Source organism: Paractinoplanes durhamensis (genome assembly GCF_016862175.1).
Taxonomy (GTDB): Bacteria; Actinomycetota; Actinomycetes; order Mycobacteriales; family Micromonosporaceae; genus Actinoplanes; species Actinoplanes durhamensis.
This window is the reverse complement of sequence record NZ_BOML01000019.1, coordinates 319,024-334,295: the sequence shown is the minus strand read 5'-3', so window position 1 is coordinate 334,295 and position 15,272 is coordinate 319,024. Positions and strand designations below refer to the sequence as shown.

Here is a 15,272-nt window from a genome sequence, read left to right as displayed (position 1 = left end):
CCATGGCCGACGCCCGCGACCCGCTGCGCTATTTCCGGATCGAGGCCCGGGAACTGGTCGACCAGATCAGCGCCGCCGTCCTCGACCTGGACCAGGAGCCCGGACCGGACCTGATCGCGCGGCTGCTGCGCTACGCGCACACGCTCAAGGGCGCCGCCCGGGTGGTCAAGCAGACCGACATCGCCGACCGGGCGCACGAGTTCGAGGACGTGCTGGTCCCGCACCGGGGCGAGGCGGTCACCCGGATGCCGGCCGACGAGATGCGCGAGCTGCTGCGGCTCAACGACGAGATCGCCCGGCACGTCGTGGAGCTGGAACAACCGGCCCCGGCGGCAGCGGCGGCGGACGCGCCGCAGGTAGAGGGCGCGCCGCCGGGCCTGCACGCCGACGACGAAGAGCCGGCTCCCCGCGCGGCCACCGCCGACCTGGACGAGTTGCTCGACGCGATCGGCGAGGCGAGCGCCCGGATCGCGCCGCTGCGCGACGGCAGCCGCACCCTCGCCCGGCTGCACCGCGGCGTGGAGGCGCTCGGCGACCGGCTGCGGGTCGGCCGGTCGGCCGGCGACACCGTCGCCCGGTCCGCGGTGCAGCGGCTGGCCGGCGAGATGGGTGCCCTCGGCCGCCGCCTCACCGACGCGGTCGACCAGGTGGAACGGGAACTCGACGAGGTGCGCGGCCGGGCCGAGGGGCTACGGCTGGTCGCCGCCGGCACCATCTTCACGGCGCTGCACCGGGCGGTGCACGACGCCGCCGAGGCGGAGGGCAAGCGGGTGCGGTTCGCCGCGCACGGCGCCGACACCCGGATGGGCCCGAACGTCCTCAACCAGGTCAACGGCGCGTTCCTGCACGTCGTGCGGAACGCGGTGGTGCACGGCATCGAGCCGGAGGCGGACCGCCTGGCGGCGGGAAAACCGGCCGAGGGATCGGTCACCGTCGACGTCGAGCGGCGCGGCCGGTGGGTCTATTTCCGGTGTACGGACGATGGCAGCGGCTTCGACCTGTCGGCGCTGCGCCGGGTGGCCAAGGCCCGCGGCCTGCTCCCGCCCGGTCGCGAGCCCGGCCCGCAGGAACTGATCGACCTGGTCCTGCACGGCGGGATCAGCACGTCGGGCGCGGTGACCGAGGTGGCCGGCCGGGGCATCGGCATGGACGTGGCCCGCGACGTGGCCCTGCAACTGGGCGGCGCGGTCAACATCACCAACCGGCCCGGCCAGGGCGCCACCGTGGAGATCTCGCTGCCGCTGACCCTGCTCAGCATGAACGGCCTGATCGTCGAGGCCGGCGGCACGATCGTGACGATGCCGCTGGACGCGATCCGGCGTTGCGTCCGGCTGCCCGCCGCCGACGCCGCCACCGCCATCGCGAGTCGGCGGCTGGCGCACGACGGCCAGGTGGTGCCGTTCCTGCCGCTGGCCCGCACCCTCTCCCCGCGCGAACCGGCCGCCGAGGAGCGCACCGGCTCGGCGGTGGCGGTGGTGCTGACCGCCGACGACGACACCGTCGCGGTCGGCGTGGACCGGCTGGCCGGCACCACCACCCTGGTCGCCCGGCCGCTGCCCGACCTGGCCCCGGCCGCCCCGGTGATCGGCGGCGTCGCGATCGACCTGGACGGCAATCCGCGGCTCGTCCTGGACGCGCACGGCCTGGTCGCCGAGGCGCACCGGGCCCTCGCGGTCTCCCCCAAGCCGGTCGAGCCGGGCAAGAAACGCCGCCCGATCCTGGTCGTCGACGACTCGCTGACCACCCGGATGCTGGAACGCAGCATCCTCGAGTCGGCCGGCTACGAGGTGGACCTGGCCGCCTCGGCCGAGGAGGGCCTGGAGGCCGCGCACCAACGCGACTACGGGCTGTTCCTCACCGACATCGACATGCCCGGCATGGACGGCTTCGGCTTCGTGGCCACCACCCGGGCCGATCCGCTGCTCGGCCACATCCCGGCCATCCTGGTCAGCTCGCGGGCCTCGGCCGAGGACCGCCGGCACGGCGAGGAGGTCGGCGCCTCCGCCTACGTCATCAAGGGCGAGTTCAACCAGGAGGAATTGCTGGCCCACATCCGGAGGCTGATCCTCTGATGATCCGCGTGCTGCTGGTGGAGGACTCCGCGACGATGCGCGGGCACCTGCGCGAGTCGCTCGCCGCCGACCCTGACCTACATGTTGTCGGTGAAGCCACCGACGGCGCGCAGGCGGTCGAGCTGGTCGGAAGGCTGCGGCCGGACGTGGTGACGATGGACATGATGCTGCCGACGATGAGCGGCCTGGCCGCCACCGAGCACATCATGGCCGAGCACCCCACCCCGATCCTGGTGGTCTCCTCGGCCGACCGGCAGGAGCTGTTCAGCACCTACAACGCGCTCGCCGCCGGCGCGGTGGACGTGCTGGAGAAGCCGCGCGGCGACGCGACCGACGCCGACTGGGGGCGGCGGCTGCGCTCGGCCGTCCGCCTGGTCTCCCGGATCCGGGTGATCACCCACCCGCGGGCCCGGCTGGACGGCCGCCGGCCCGACCCGCTGCCGGTGACCACCCAGCCCCGGGACTCGCTGCGGCTGGTCGCGGTGGGCGCGTCCACCGGCGGGCCGCGCGCGCTCACCGACCTGCTGCGCTCGCTGCCGACCGGCTTCCGCCCGCCGGTGCTGTGCGTGCAGCACATCGCGGCCAGCGAGCCGTTCGCGGTGGCGTTCTCCGACTGGCTCGGCGGGCAGACCGGCCGCAACGTCACCTACGCCCGGGACTGGACGCCGATCGAGTCGCTGACCGGCCGGGTGGTGCTGGCCCCGCCCGACAAGCACCTGCTGGTCCGCGACGGCGTGCTGCGGCTCAGCGACGCCCCGGCCCGGCACTCCTGCCGGCCGTCGGTGGACGTGCTGTTCGAGTCGGTGGCCACCGAGTGCGGCGAGAAGGCGGCCGGTTGCCTGCTGACCGGGATGGGCCGGGACGGCGCCGAGGGGTTGCTGCGGATGCGCTCGCACGGCGCGGTCACGTTCGCCCAGGACGAGGCGAGCTGCGTGGTGTACGGGATGCCGCGCGAGGCCGCGCTGCTCGGGGCCGCCGCCTACGTGCTGCCGCCGGCCCGGATCGCCGCCCGGCTGGCCGAGCTTCTCCCGGCCGGGAGTCGCCCATGAGCTTCCGGGTGCTCATCGTCGACGACAGCCTGACCGTACGGATGGACCTGCACGACACGTTCACCGCCGACGGCTTCACCACCATCCTCTGCGCGACCGGCGCCGAGGCCCGGCAGGCGTTCGCCGCCAACGGCTTCGACGCCGCCGTGCTGGACGTGCTGCTGCCCGACGCGGACGGCCTGGAGCTGCTGCGCGAGCTGCGCGGCACGGCCGGTCACGACCGGGTGGTCACGGTGCTGCTCTCCAGCGAGGACGAGGTGGCCGACCGGCTGGCCGGCCTGCGGATCGGCGCCGACGAGTACGTGGGCAAGCCGTACGACGCCGGTTACGTGGTGGCCCGGGTGCGGCAGCTGCTCGGCGACGGGCCCACCGGCGGCGGCGACCGTACCACCGTCCTGGTGATCGACGACAGCATGACCTTCCGGGAGCAGCTGCGGGAGCTTCTCGAGGCCGAGGGCTACACGGTGCTGACCGCGCCGAGCGGCGAGGAGGGCCTACGCACCGCGGCCGACCGCCGCCCGCAGGCGATCATCGTGGACGGGGTGATGCCGGGCATCGACGGCGCCACCGTGATCCGCCGGGTGCGGCTCGACCCGGCGCTGCGCGACATCCCGTGCATCCTGATGACCGCGGCCGAGGACTACGCCACCGAGCTGCAGATGCTCGATGCCGGCGCCGACGCGTTCGTCCGCAAGCAGCAGAACCTGGCGATCGTGCCGGCCAAGCTGAACGCGGTGCTGCGGCAGAGCTCGGAGCAGCTGCCGATCGAGGTGACCGGCAGCCTGCACGGCCCGAGCAAGGTGCTCGCCCTCACCCCGGACCGGGACCGGCTGGCCGACCTGGCCGGAGCGCTGCGCGCCGACGGGTACGACGTGGTCCCGGTGGCCGAGACCGAGGACGCCCTCGACCTGCTCGCCGCCCGGCCGGTCGACTGCATCGTGCTCGGCCTCGGCCTCGGTGGCGATCTCGGCCGCGACGCCTGCCGGCGGATCAAGGAAGTGCCGGTGATCGGCGAGACGCCGATCGTGATGACCGGCGAGAACGACGACGACATGCTCGCCTGCCTGGCCGCCGGCGCCGACGACTACGTGCGCTCGGGGGCCGGGGCGGAGGCGCTGCGCGCCCATGTGCGTACGCAGATCCGCCGCAAGCAGTCGCACGACGAGAGCCGGCGGATCCGCGAGGAGCTGATGCGCCGCGAGTTGGACGCGGCCGAGGAGCGCTCGGCGCGGCAGCTCGCCGAGACCCGGGCCTCGCTGGTCGAGGAGCTGGAGTGGCGCAACCGGGAGCTGGAGGCGTTCTCCGGGTCGGTCTCGCACGACCTGCGCGGCCCGCTGCAGGTGATCAGCAGCTTCGCCGAGCACATGCTGGACGACGAGGACGACCCGCTGAGCCCGGAGGCGCGGCGCCGGCTGGGCCGGATCCAGGCCGCCGCGACCCGGATGGCCGACCTGGTGGAGTCGCTGCTGATCCTGGCCCGGGCCAGCCGGGGGCAGTTGCGCCGGGCCGAGTTCGACCTGACCACGACGACCTGGCAGGTGATCGGGGACGTGGAGGCGCGCTACCCCGGTCGCCAGGTGGCCTTCCGGGTGCACGAGGGGATGACCGCGGACGGCGACGAGGGCCTGGTGCGGGTGATCCTGGAAAACCTGATCAACAACGCGGTGAAGTTCACCGGCAAGATCCCGGAGCCGGCCATCGAGGTCGGCCTGGCGCCGGAGGGGTTCTTCGTGCGCGACAACGGCGCCGGCTTCCCGGCCGGGAAGGCCGGCGAGCTGTTCCACCCGTTCGCCCGCCTGCACAAAGCCGAGGACTTCCCAGGACATGGGATCGGATTGACCACCGTGCATAGAGCGGTGGAGCGTCACGGCGGCGAGATCTGGGCCGAGGGGGAAGACGGCCGGGGCGCGACCTTCTGGTTCACCCTGCCGCCGGCAATTTCGGTCGGAAACGACCGCAGAGCGCAACCACGCCGACACGGATAACGATTCAGCAAAGTTTAAGGTTACATTAATCGAATCAAAGCTTCCGACCCGCGGAATCACGCGTGCTCGATACCGCGGAAGCCACGAGAAATTAACAAAGCCGCCCCGGAGCATTTATCAGGGAAGCACAGATGATCATTATCTGATGGCAAAATTGGCCTTGATCCGGGTATGTCCGAATCGATGAAACCCTCTCGCGTTGACCGTATTGCCAGGTTTATCCGTCATATCGGATTGCTGAGATACCCGGGTTGACCTGTGGCGCTTGGGCCTAATAGCGTGTTGAACCTCGCCGGTCGGCCACCCCCGGGTGCGAAGCCAGCTGACCGTTCAGGTAAATTCGCACCGCCCGGACGGCCGGAAACAGCTGCCGACCGTCGTGCAACACAAAACTGACGTCGCCCTAGTTTCTTCTCAAGAAACGTGCAGGATTGCCGAGTCCGCAGCCACGGATTTAACCCGCGGCTAAAGACTCAGTGACCCCCACGATCCTGGAGCCTGCGTGTCCGTCGACGACATCCTTGGCAGCGAACGATCCACGGAACTCACCGTGCCGCGAGTGCCGGCCCGTTCCGGCGACGAGCGTCGCCCGCGGGTCAGCGTCGTGATACCGGCCATGAACGAAGCTCGGAATCTTCCGCACGTTCTGGGTCACATGCCGAAAGACATCGATGAGGTCATCCTCGTCGACGGCAACTCGGTCGACGACACGGTGGCGGTCGCCCAGGCGAACTGGCCCGGCATCAAGATCGTCAAGCAGGCACGAAAGGGCAAGGGCAATGCCCTCGCGGCCGGTTTCGCCGCCTGCACCGGTGACTACATCGTCATGATCGACGCGGACGGGTCGATGGACCCGCGCGAGATCCCCCGCTTCACCGCGGCCCTGGACGCCGGCGCGGCCTACGCCAAGGGCAGCCGGTTCGCCGAGGGCGGCGGCAGCGACGACATCACCGCGCTGCGCAAGGTCGGCAACTGGGGTCTGAACTTCATGACCAACGTGCTGTTCCGGACGAGCTTCTCCGACCTCTGCTACGGCTACAACGCCTTCCGCAAGGACTGCGTGGAGATCTTCGCCCTGCCCGACCACGCCGACACCACCCAGCCGCGCTGGGGCGACGGCTTCGAGATCGAGACCCTGATCAACACCCGGGTCGCCAAGGCGAAGGTCCGCATCGACGAGGTCTACAGCTTCGAGTTCCGCCGGATGTACGGGCAGAGCAACCTGCTGACCTTCCGTGACGGTTTCCGCGTGGTCCGCACGATCATGCGTGAGCGGTTCGGCTTCGGCGCTCCCGCCGAGGTCCCGGCCGGCCAGACCACGACGGCCGCGTAACGCTGCGAGCAATCCCGAGGCCGCCCGGTTCGTTCGCCGGGCGGCCTTTTCCTGCAGCGTTCCGGCCGCCCACCGCCACGAGGATTTAACACTTGTCCGATACGGAAGGATCCTGGCCGTCAGTGGCCGGATCGCCGCTTAGTAGGGTGCCGGTCACGGCGTACGCTAAGAGGCTTTTGTCGGGTTTTGCCGTTTCGCCGAAAATGCGGCTGACCAGCGGCGAATCCGCCAACCGGACGATCCCGGCGGGGCCGGGCATTCAGTGCCGGTTCCGGGGGCGGTTGGCCGAAGCGGTAAATTCGCCGGACCGATGCGGTCGTTCAGCGCTGCCGACCGTCGACCAAGGCTGCACCTATGTCGCTGCGTGCGTTCCTGTGCAGCCCGGCAGAATTGCCGGGTCGCGACAACGCGGCAGGGACGATCATGCGCGAGCGCCGGGACTGCCGCAAGAGGTCCGAGACCATGTTCCGCCGGATGGAGTACGCCACCTGACCTGCGTCCGCCCGCCGATCCGCTCGACAGGAGTTATCACCTCGTGAAGCACCGCCGTTGTTACAGTGAGGACGCCTACCCGGCGATGGTGTCCCGGCTCGAAAAGGCGGTGCGCCGTGGGCGCTGACAATCGTCCGGCGGGCCGGGTCTACGGCTCGTCCGGCCCGTCGACGCCCCCGGAGTCTCCCGAGCCCTCCGACCCGAAGCAGGGCGGCCCCCAGCAGGGCGGCCAGCAGCAGGGCGGTCCGGCCGGGCCCGAGGCGAGGTCCGCCGAGCCCAAGCCTGGCCCGCCCAAGCCCGGCCCGCCGCATTCCGGCCCGCCCAAGCCCGGCCCGCCTCACTCCGGCCCGTCCCAGTCCGGCCCGCCGCAGCCTGGCCCGCCCCACTCCGGGCCGAAGCCGGGCCCGCCGGGGCCGGGCCGACCGGAACAGGGACGACCGGTGCCGGCTGTGCCGGGACGACCCGTGCCAACTGTGCCGGGACGACCCGTGCCGGCTGTGCCAGGACGACCCGTGCCGACCGTTCCGGGCAAGCAGGCGGCCGCTCGGCCGCCGCAACCTCAGCTCGACCGGCCGGCCGCGGCGACGCCCGGCGGTCGCGTCTACGGCGCGCAGTCACCGGCGACCGGTGGGCCGGAAGGCGGGCGCCAGCAGGGCGCCGAGGCCCAGGCGGGCCCGCAGGCGCAAGCCACGCCGGTCTTCGCCGAGCCGGGCGGCCGGGTCTACGGCGCATCGCAGCCGAAGACCGACGAGCCGGCCAACGGCCGACCCCAGAACGCCGACCCGAGGCCCGCCCAGCCGTCATCCGGCCAGCCCTCAAACGGCCAGCCAAAGCCGGGTCAGCCCACGTCGGGCCAGCCGTCGTCGGGCCAGCCGTCGTCGGGCCAGCCGTCGTCGGCGAATCCGGTGTCCGGCCGCGTCTACGGCGCGACCCAGCCGCAGACCGCCGAGCCGAAGCCTGCCCAGCCCGGACCTGGCGGGCCGAACGGCCAGCCCTCAACGGGCCAGTCCCTCTACGGCCAGCCGCCGTCCGGCCAGCCCTCCCCCAGCCGGCCTGCAACCGGCCAGCCAGGACCCGGCCAGCCAGGTGCCGGTCGGCCCGCGCCTGGCCAGCCCTCAAACGGTCAGCCGGGAGCCGGCCAGCCGACATCCGGCCAGCCATCTGCCGGCCAGCCATCTGCCGGCCAGCCGGCGTCGGCCAACCCCGTCTCCGCGCAGCCCAGCGGCCGCGTTTACGGCGGGTCTCAGCCCAAGACCGGTGGACCGGAGGCCGGGCAGGCCGGCGTGGCCGAGCCGCGATCCGCGCAGCCGGCACCGGCCAATCCGGTGTCAGCGCGGCCGGGCGGCGCCGTTTACGGCGCACCTCAGCCCAAGACCGGTGGACCGGAAGGCGAGCAGGCCGGCGCGGCCGAGCCGAAATCCGCCTACCCGGCACCGGCCAATCCGGTTTCCTCGCGGCCTGGCGGCGCCGTTTACGGCGCGCCGCAACCCAATACCGGCGGATCGGAAGCTGAGCAGGCCGGCGCGGCCGAGCCGAAATCCGCCTACCCGGCACCGGCCAAGCCGGTCTCCACTCAGCCGGGCGGCCACGTCTACGGCGCGCCGCAGCCCAAGGCCGGTGGACCGGAAGGCGGGCAGGCCGGCGCGGCCGAGCCGCGATCCGCGCAGCCGGCACCGGCCAATCCGGTCTCCTCGCAGCCGTCCGGCCGCGTCTACGGCGGGGCTCAGCCGAAATCCGCCGAGCCGGAGCAGGCCGCGCCCAGGAACCCGGATGCGAAGCCTGCGCAGCCGACCTCCGGCCAGCCCTCATCGGCCAATCCCGTCTCGGCTCAGCCGTCCGGCCGTGTCTACGGCGGTTCAGCGCCGACGGCCGCCGAGCCGACGGCCGCCGCGCCCCAGGCAGCACCTCCGCACGGAGGAGCGCCGCAAAGTGCGCCGCGGCAGAACGCCGCAGCGCAGGGCGCGCCGCCGCAGGGTGCCGCGCCGCACGGCGCACCGCCGCAAGGCGCCGCAGGACAGGGCGCGCCGCCGCAGAACGCCACGCCGCAGAACGCCACGCCGCAGAACGCCACGCCGCACGGCGCACCACCGCAAGGCGCCGCAGCGCAGGGTGCATCGCCTCAGGGCGCCGCAGCGCAGGGGGCTCCGCCTCACGGTGCCGCTGCGCAGGGGGCTCCGGCGCAGCCGGGGTTCTCTGTTCCTGTCGTGGGTGGGCGGCCGGCTGTGCCGACCGTGCCCGGGAAGTCGGGCGGCGGCCAGGAAGGCGGCGGTGTCTACGGTGCGCCTGCGACGAAGACCGCCGAACCGGACGGGTCCGGGGCGGACGCGGGTGAGAAGGACGCCGGGTGGGCCAAGCCGGCGACCAAGGACAAGAAAGACAAGAAGAAGGCGGTCGACCCGAACGAGACGACCGTTCTCAAGACTGACGACGCGGCGGTCGATCCGTCTCGGACCAGCATTCTCGTGGTCGACGATCCGCCGCCCAACCCGCGGCACGCGCTGCAGACCCGCAACATCGCCATCGGGGTTCTCGTCTGGTCGGTGGTGGTTGCCCTCGGCACCGCGATCGACCTGCACTATCCGGGACGGATGGCGTTCACCGTCCTGTTCGCCGGGTTTGTGCCGGGCTGGGTGGCGGTGGCCTATATCCGGTTCCGGGAGCGGCTTGTCGAGATCATCGGCTCGGTCGCGCTCAGCGTCGCGATGGGGATCATCCTGGCGATGACCCAGCTGCAGTCGCACGCGTGGAACCCGCGGATCTGGGTGACCGTCTGGGCGGTTCTCGCCGCCGGCGGCGCCGTACCGCACATTCTCCGGAAAGGCCGTGCCCTGTGACCGTCTATGCAGCGGCCCTGCGCGAGACACCGGCGACGCCGGCCGCGCCGGTGCCCGCCACCGGTCATGCCTGGCGGGACCGGGACACCCTGATCGCCGCCGGTACCACCGTGGTCGGCCTCGTCCTGTGGATCGTCGGCGCCGCGATGACGAACCCGCGCAACGCCACCGGCTGGGGTCTGGCCTCGGTGCTGCCGTGGACGGTCTGGACCGGCCTGATCCTCACCGCCGGCGGCCTGGCCTGGGCGATCCACCACCGGCTCGCCCGGGAGCAGCTGGGCGTCACGCTCGGCGTCCTGATCTTCCAGATGTTCGGGCTGCCGCCGCTGGTCGAGGGCTGGGCCCGGACGAGCACGGCCTGGGTGCACCTCGGCTTCATCGACCAATATGCGGTGTACGGCGAGAGCGCGCGCAACATCGACGCGCGGTTCAGCTGGCCGGGCTTCTTCTCCTGGTGGGGCATGCTCACCGACGCGGTCGGCGCGCACCGGCTCGCGCAGGTGGCCAACTGGTGGCCGCTGGCCTGCGCGTTCCTCACCGCGGCGCTGGTCTGGCGGCTGGCCCGGGCGCTGGACGCGCCGTATCGGGCCGCCTGGTACGCCGCCGCCCTGGTGAGCGTGCTCAACTGGATCGAGCAGGACTACTTCTCCCCGCAGTCGACCGGCTTCCTGCTGTCCCTGGCCGTGATCACGCTGCTGCTGAGCGAGCCGCAGCAGCGGGCGGCCCGAGAACGCATCGGCAGCCTGATCCTGGTGTCGGTCTTCATCTGCGCGATCGTGATGACCCACCAGCTGACCCCGTTCATGCTGGGCTCGCAGCTGGTGATGATCCTGATCGCCCGGCGCAAGGTCCGGGCGGTGCGCGGCGTGTGGACCGCGATCATCGTGCTGGCCGCCTCCCTGCTGACCTGGTTCGTGCTCGGCGCGCACGAGTTCTGGTCGGGGCAGGCGCTGCGGCTGCTCACCGACAACTTCGGCAACGTCGGCGAGTCGGTCGGCGTCAACCTGACCGACCGGATCGTCTCGGTCGACCCGGGCATCGCCGCCGTCCGCAAGCTGCGCATCGTCTACTTCCTCGGCACCCTGATGCTCGGCGGCCTGGGCCTGCTGGTCCGGCTGGCGGCCACCAAGGTGGGCTGGCGGATCTGGAAGGCCGGCAAGTCGTTCTGGCTGCCCGCCCTGCTGATCGCGGCGCCCGCGCCGGCCGTCGTGCAGGCCTACGGCGGCGAGCTGTTCCTGCGGGTGGCGCTGTTCTCGATGCCGGTCTGCGCGGTCCTCGGCGGTGAGCTGTTCGACAAGCTCAGCTCCTGGAAGCCGAACCTGAAGCTGTTCGCGGTGCCGATCGTCGCGCTGGCCGGGCTGGCGTGCAGCCTGGTGCTGGTCCGCGGCGGCAACGACGGGTTCGCGTACGTCTCCGGCGACGAGGTCAAGATCGTCGACGCGGCGATCGCGGCCACCCCGCCCCACGGCATCCTGCTGTTCGCCCGCGACCAGGGGCCGGAACGGCCGGAGCGGGTGATCACGATCCAGTGGGCGTCGGTCGGCGGGGTCTGCGGCGAGGACATCTCGCTCAGCGACTGCGCCGGCATGCAGAGCGCGAACACGATCGTCGTGACGAGGTCGATGGTGCGGTGGGGTCAGCTCGGTGAGGGCCTGCCCGCCGACTGGGCCCAGCAGGAGGTCACCACGCTGGTCGCCGACGGCACCTACACGGTCCTGACCCAGAATCGCGACGGCATCGTCCTGGTGCGGAAGGCGACCACGAATTGATCGCGGCCCTGAACATCATGTCCGGCATCCTGTTCGTGCTGGTGATGGCGGTCGCCCTGGGCCGCGGGATCGTCGCCGAGATGGACCCCGACCCGGCCGGCAACACGCCACCGGCGAGCGTCCGGGCCCGCCAGCTCAACCTGATCTCCAAGATCGGGCTGATCGTGCTGAGCGCGGCCCTGCTCACCTGCCTCGTGCTGCGAATGTATGTCGAGCTCCGCTGAGCGGGTCCGCAGGATAGTGGTGGTGGCGTTGTCGTTCGTGGTGCTCGGTTCGGTGCCGGCGTCGACGGCGCCACGCACCGGTCCGCCGGTGCTGGGGGTCACCCACACCCAGGTCACCGCGGACGGCGACTCCGCGGCCGACGCGCGGGCCCGCGACTACCTGACGTCGGCGCCCCTCGCCGGCAACCAGCACATCATGGGCTGGGGCGCGCTCAATCCGGAGCCGTCGCCCGGGGTCTTCGACTGGAGCACCCTCGACCACCGGATGGACCTGCTGCGCCGCACCACCGACGATCCGGTGATCACGCTGTGCTGCGCGCCGGACTGGATGAAGGGCGGCGAGCCTGGCCAGACCGACTGGGACAAGATCGAGGTGCCGCCGGCCGAGGAGCATTTCGACGACTTCGCCGAACTCGCGGCGGCGGTGGCCGCGCGGTACCCGTACGTCAAGAATTTCCTTGTTTGGAATGAATTGAAGGGGTTTTTCGACACCGAGCGGAACACCTGGGACATCGAGGCGTACACCCGGCTGTACAACAAGGTCTATGCCGCGGTGAAGAAGGCGAACCCGGCGGCGCGGATCGGTGGGCCGTACCTCGTGATGATCTCCTGGGGTGCGGACGACTCGCCGCTGAGCGGGGCGTGGGGCGCGGTCGAGCATCGGATCGTGGACGCCATCGACTACTGGATGGCGCACAAGGTGGGCGCCGACTTCATCGTGGTCGACGGGTCGAACGCGACCCGCGACAACCAGCTGCCCGGTGGCGACGCGGCGGCTACCGCGAAGTTCGGTGACATCACCCGCCAGCTGCGCAAACGCACCGGGCTGCCGGTGTGGTGGGCCGAGGTCTACCCGGAGGTCGACGACGACGGCGTGCCCTCGGCGGCGCCCCGGCGGGCCGCGATCGGGCTGCTCGCGGTGGCCCGGATGGTCGAGGCGGGCGCGGCGAAGGTGCTGCTGTGGCAGCCGCAGGCGGACACCAGTTTCGAGTCGGTGGCGCTGTGGAGCGACACCCGGGCGGCCGACGGGGGTGCGCCGCTGCCGATGGCCGGGCCCTACGCGTGGCTGGCCCGGGCGGCCGCGGCGCACCGCCCGATCACCACCGCCTGGACCGGCGACACCGTCCGGGTCGACGACGGCGAGACCGGGGTCTCGATCGACGCGAACACCGGCGCGGTCACCTACTACGGGAGGTAGACCAGGCCGTCGGCGACCACCGTCGGGCGGCCGCTCGTGCCGAGCGCGACCACGGCCACCGTGTGCTTGCCCGGGGTGAGCGAACGGACCCACAGCGCCTGCCGGTAGGCGGTGGCCGAGCGCTTGGTGTCGATCGTGGCGATCTTCTTGCCGTCCAGGTAGACGGCGGCCTTGCCGGTCTTGGTGCCCTGGGAGAACAGCAGCGCCGCCGAGCGGCCGGTGAACGTGTACGTCAGTTTGGCGTTCGCCTTGGTCGCGGCGAGGGCCTTCCCGCTCAGGTACGAACTCCCGGCGCGAGCCGTCCAGGTGCCCGCGCGCTTGGCCCCGGTCTCGGCGACCGGCACGGCCTTGCGAACCACCGATGCGGTACGGGCGTTGCCGGCCCAGTCCCGGGCGGTGACCATGAACGTGGTCGCCGCCGACGGCCGCACCCCGGTGTTCCAGCTCGTCGCGGTGGCGGCCAGGGTCGCCTTCGCCGGAGCGGTGGCGGCCAGCGAGCCGACCCGAACGTTGTCGGCGGCCCGGAACGTCATGGTCACCGGCGCGTAGGTGGCCGAGTAGGTGCCGCCGCGCAGCACGACCCCCGGCGTACCCGGGAAGGTCGGCGCGGTGACGTCGCCGAACACCTTGGCCGCGGCGGTGGTGGCGGTCGCGCCGTAGAGCTGGACCGCCCGGACCGCGACGGTGTGCGACCCGGCCGGCAGACTCAGCGCGGCGCTGCGGGCGGCCGGCCCGGCGGTGCCGGCGACCTTGCCGTCGAGCAGCAGGTCGAAGCGGGACAACAGGCTGGCCGGGGTGTTCACCGACCAGTTCACGGTGACCGTGCCGCGGGCGTAGTAGACGCCGCTGACCAGGCTGCCGCCGCCGAACGGCTGCGCGGTCAGGCCGGAGACGACGTTGACCGCCTCGGCGCGGATCGCGGGCAGCCGGGCGTAGAGGTTGTTGCCCGGGCATTCGGTGGCGACGCCGTCGCGGTGGCCGGAGATCCGCTGGAACGTGACGACCTGGCCCTGCGGGAACTTGCCGTCCGGCGCGTTCTCGGTGAGCTGGCCGGTGGTGGCCGGGTTGTACTGGTACGCGCCGAGCCGGGCCGCCGCGACCTGGGCGATGGTCTTCTCGGCCGGGCCGGGCGAGTCGGTGGTGCTGTAGTTGCCGAGCACCGCGATGCCGGCCGAGTAGGTGTTGAAGCCGTAGGTGTGGGCGCCGATGATCGGCTTGGTGACGCCGCCGCGCCGGCCTTCGAAGAGCGTGCCGCACTTGTCGACCAGGAAGTTGTAGCCGATGTCGGACCAGCCGTTGCTCTTCACGTGGTACTTCTGGATCGCCCGGACGATCGCCGCCGAGTCGGTGCAGCTGTAGTTGTTGCTCTCCGCGGTGTGGTGCACGAACACGACCCGCACCTCACTGGCGACGCTGATCGTGGTGGTGACCAGGGTTTCGTCGGCGGACCAGGCGGACCGGCTCACATAGGACGGCAGCGCCGCGACGATCGGCGCGGTGGAGCTGGGCATCGGCAGGATCGTGGTCGGTGCCGTGGTCGGCGTGGTGGTGGCCGCGGTCGTGGTCGGCGCGGTCGTCGGGGCCGTGGTCGTGGTCGACTCGGTGGTCGGCGCGGTCGTCGGCGCCGAGGTCGGATCGGTGGTGGCCGGCTCACTCGAAGGCTCGGAAGGCGACGACGCGGACGGGTCCGGCTCGCCGCCGCCGCGACCACCCGCCTTACCCGGGTCGATCATGTCGAGGCGCAGGCCGGCCGGCAGTGCGGTGGCCGATTTCCCGCCGGACGGGCGGATCCGGGCGGCCACGCCGTTCGACGCCCCGACCCAGACCGGCTCGGTGGCCCCGCGGACCTGCGTGCTTCCCTCGGTGCCCGGGTCCGCGCCGCCCTCGCCCGTTTCCAGCTTCTGCCAGCCGCTCCACTTGCCGGTCGTCAGGCTGCGGGTGCGCACCTCGACGACCCCGGACGGCGCCGCCTTCGGATCGGTCCAGGTGATGCCGACCAGGCTGAACGGCTTCGCCGACCGCTCGGGCACGTCCAGCACGGCGGTGGTGAGGTCGGCGGGCGCGATGTCGAGGGTGCTCAGCGTCGCCGCGATCGACGGCGGTTCGGGGTGCGGCTCCGGCGGCATCGCGGTGATGCCGCCGGCGATCGCGGGCGTCGTGTTGTCGGGCCAGGCGACCACGATGGCGGCTCCGCCCGCGGCCAGAAGCGCCACCGACGTGCCGATACCGATCGCCAGCTGACGATTCACGACATTTCCCCCTCAGCCATTGATCGGAAGCCGCGGCGAAGGGTAGCGAAAAGTCGATCAACCGGCG

At 72.1% G+C, this 15,272-nt stretch carries 10 protein-coding genes; 9 read left to right on the top strand and 1 reads right to left on the bottom strand.

From position 1 onward, the window contains the following. Positions 1–2 precede the first annotated feature (2 nt). From Adu01nite_RS11235 to Adu01nite_RS11195, 9 genes are all read left to right on the top strand, one after another. A complete protein-coding gene (locus tag Adu01nite_RS11235) occupies positions 3–2,072 on the top strand; it encodes a hybrid sensor histidine kinase/response regulator (RefSeq protein WP_203726522.1) in 2,070 nt (689 codons plus the stop codon). Next, positions 2,072–3,121: a chemotaxis-specific protein-glutamate methyltransferase CheB gene (gene cheB / locus Adu01nite_RS11230; protein WP_203726521.1), complete on the top strand. Its 1,050-nt coding sequence runs from the start codon at positions 2,072–2,074 to the stop codon at positions 3,119–3,121. The genes Adu01nite_RS11235 and cheB overlap by 1 nt, the downstream gene beginning before the upstream one ends. Further along, complete coding sequence (locus Adu01nite_RS11225) at positions 3,118–5,106, top strand: response regulator (RefSeq protein WP_203726520.1); 1,989 nt, start codon at positions 3,118–3,120, stop codon at positions 5,104–5,106. The genes cheB and Adu01nite_RS11225 overlap by 4 nt, the downstream gene beginning before the upstream one ends. Positions 5,107–5,722: 616 nt before the next feature. Next, positions 5,723–6,439: a glycosyltransferase family 2 protein gene (locus Adu01nite_RS11220; RefSeq protein WP_203726519.1), complete on the top strand. Its 717-nt coding sequence runs from the start codon at positions 5,723–5,725 to the stop codon at positions 6,437–6,439. A 354-nt stretch (positions 6,440–6,793) separates the two neighbouring features. Further along, positions 6,794–6,931: a hypothetical protein gene (locus tag Adu01nite_RS11215; RefSeq protein ID WP_203726518.1), complete on the top strand. Its 138-nt coding sequence runs from the start codon at positions 6,794–6,796 to the stop codon at positions 6,929–6,931. 512 nt (positions 6,932–7,443) lie between these two features. After that, entirely contained in the window at positions 7,444–9,765 is a 2,322-nt protein-coding gene (locus Adu01nite_RS11210) for a hypothetical protein (protein WP_203726517.1), read from the top strand. Further along, the gene (locus Adu01nite_RS11205) at positions 9,762–11,534 is read left to right on the top strand and encodes a putative glycosyltransferase family protein (protein ID WP_203726516.1); all 1,773 of its coding nucleotides are present in this window, start codon (positions 9,762–9,764) and stop codon (positions 11,532–11,534) included. The genes Adu01nite_RS11210 and Adu01nite_RS11205 overlap by 4 nt, the downstream gene beginning before the upstream one ends. Continuing rightward, the gene (locus Adu01nite_RS11200; protein ID WP_203726515.1) at positions 11,531–11,758 is read left to right on the top strand and encodes a hypothetical protein; all 228 of its coding nucleotides are present in this window, start codon (positions 11,531–11,533) and stop codon (positions 11,756–11,758) included. Before Adu01nite_RS11205 ends, Adu01nite_RS11200 begins: the two co-directional genes overlap by 4 nt. Further along, complete coding sequence (locus Adu01nite_RS11195) at positions 11,742–12,956, top strand: GH39 family glycosyl hydrolase (protein WP_203726514.1); 1,215 nt, start codon at positions 11,742–11,744, stop codon at positions 12,954–12,956. The genes Adu01nite_RS11200 and Adu01nite_RS11195 overlap by 17 nt, the downstream gene beginning before the upstream one ends. On the opposite strand, the gene Adu01nite_RS11190 is transcribed toward Adu01nite_RS11195, so the two are convergent. After that, positions 12,944–15,205, bottom strand: coding sequence for an N-acetylmuramoyl-L-alanine amidase (locus Adu01nite_RS11190; RefSeq protein ID WP_203726513.1), 2,262 nt, complete (start codon positions 15,203–15,205; stop codon positions 12,944–12,946). The genes Adu01nite_RS11195 and Adu01nite_RS11190 overlap by 13 nt on opposite strands. Positions 15,206–15,272 lie beyond the last annotated feature (67 nt).

Excerpts from the sequence above, each read along its gene's own strand:
- Adu01nite_RS11195 (WP_203726514.1), top strand. The coding sequence starts at position 11,742 with ATGTCGAGCTCCGCTGAGCGGGTCCGCAGGATAGTGGTGGTGGCGTTG.
- cheB (WP_203726521.1), top strand. The coding sequence starts at position 2,072 with ATGATCCGCGTGCTGCTGGTGGAGGACTCCGCGACGATGCGCGGGCAC.
- Adu01nite_RS11235 (WP_203726522.1), top strand. The coding sequence starts at position 3 with ATGGCCGACGCCCGCGACCCGCTGCGCTATTTCCGGATCGAGGCCCGG.
- Adu01nite_RS11225 (WP_203726520.1), top strand. The coding sequence starts at position 3,118 with ATGAGCTTCCGGGTGCTCATCGTCGACGACAGCCTGACCGTACGGATG.
- Adu01nite_RS11215 (WP_203726518.1), top strand. The coding sequence starts at position 6,794 with ATGTCGCTGCGTGCGTTCCTGTGCAGCCCGGCAGAATTGCCGGGTCGC.
- Adu01nite_RS11220 (WP_203726519.1), top strand. The coding sequence starts at position 5,723 with ATGAACGAAGCTCGGAATCTTCCGCACGTTCTGGGTCACATGCCGAAA.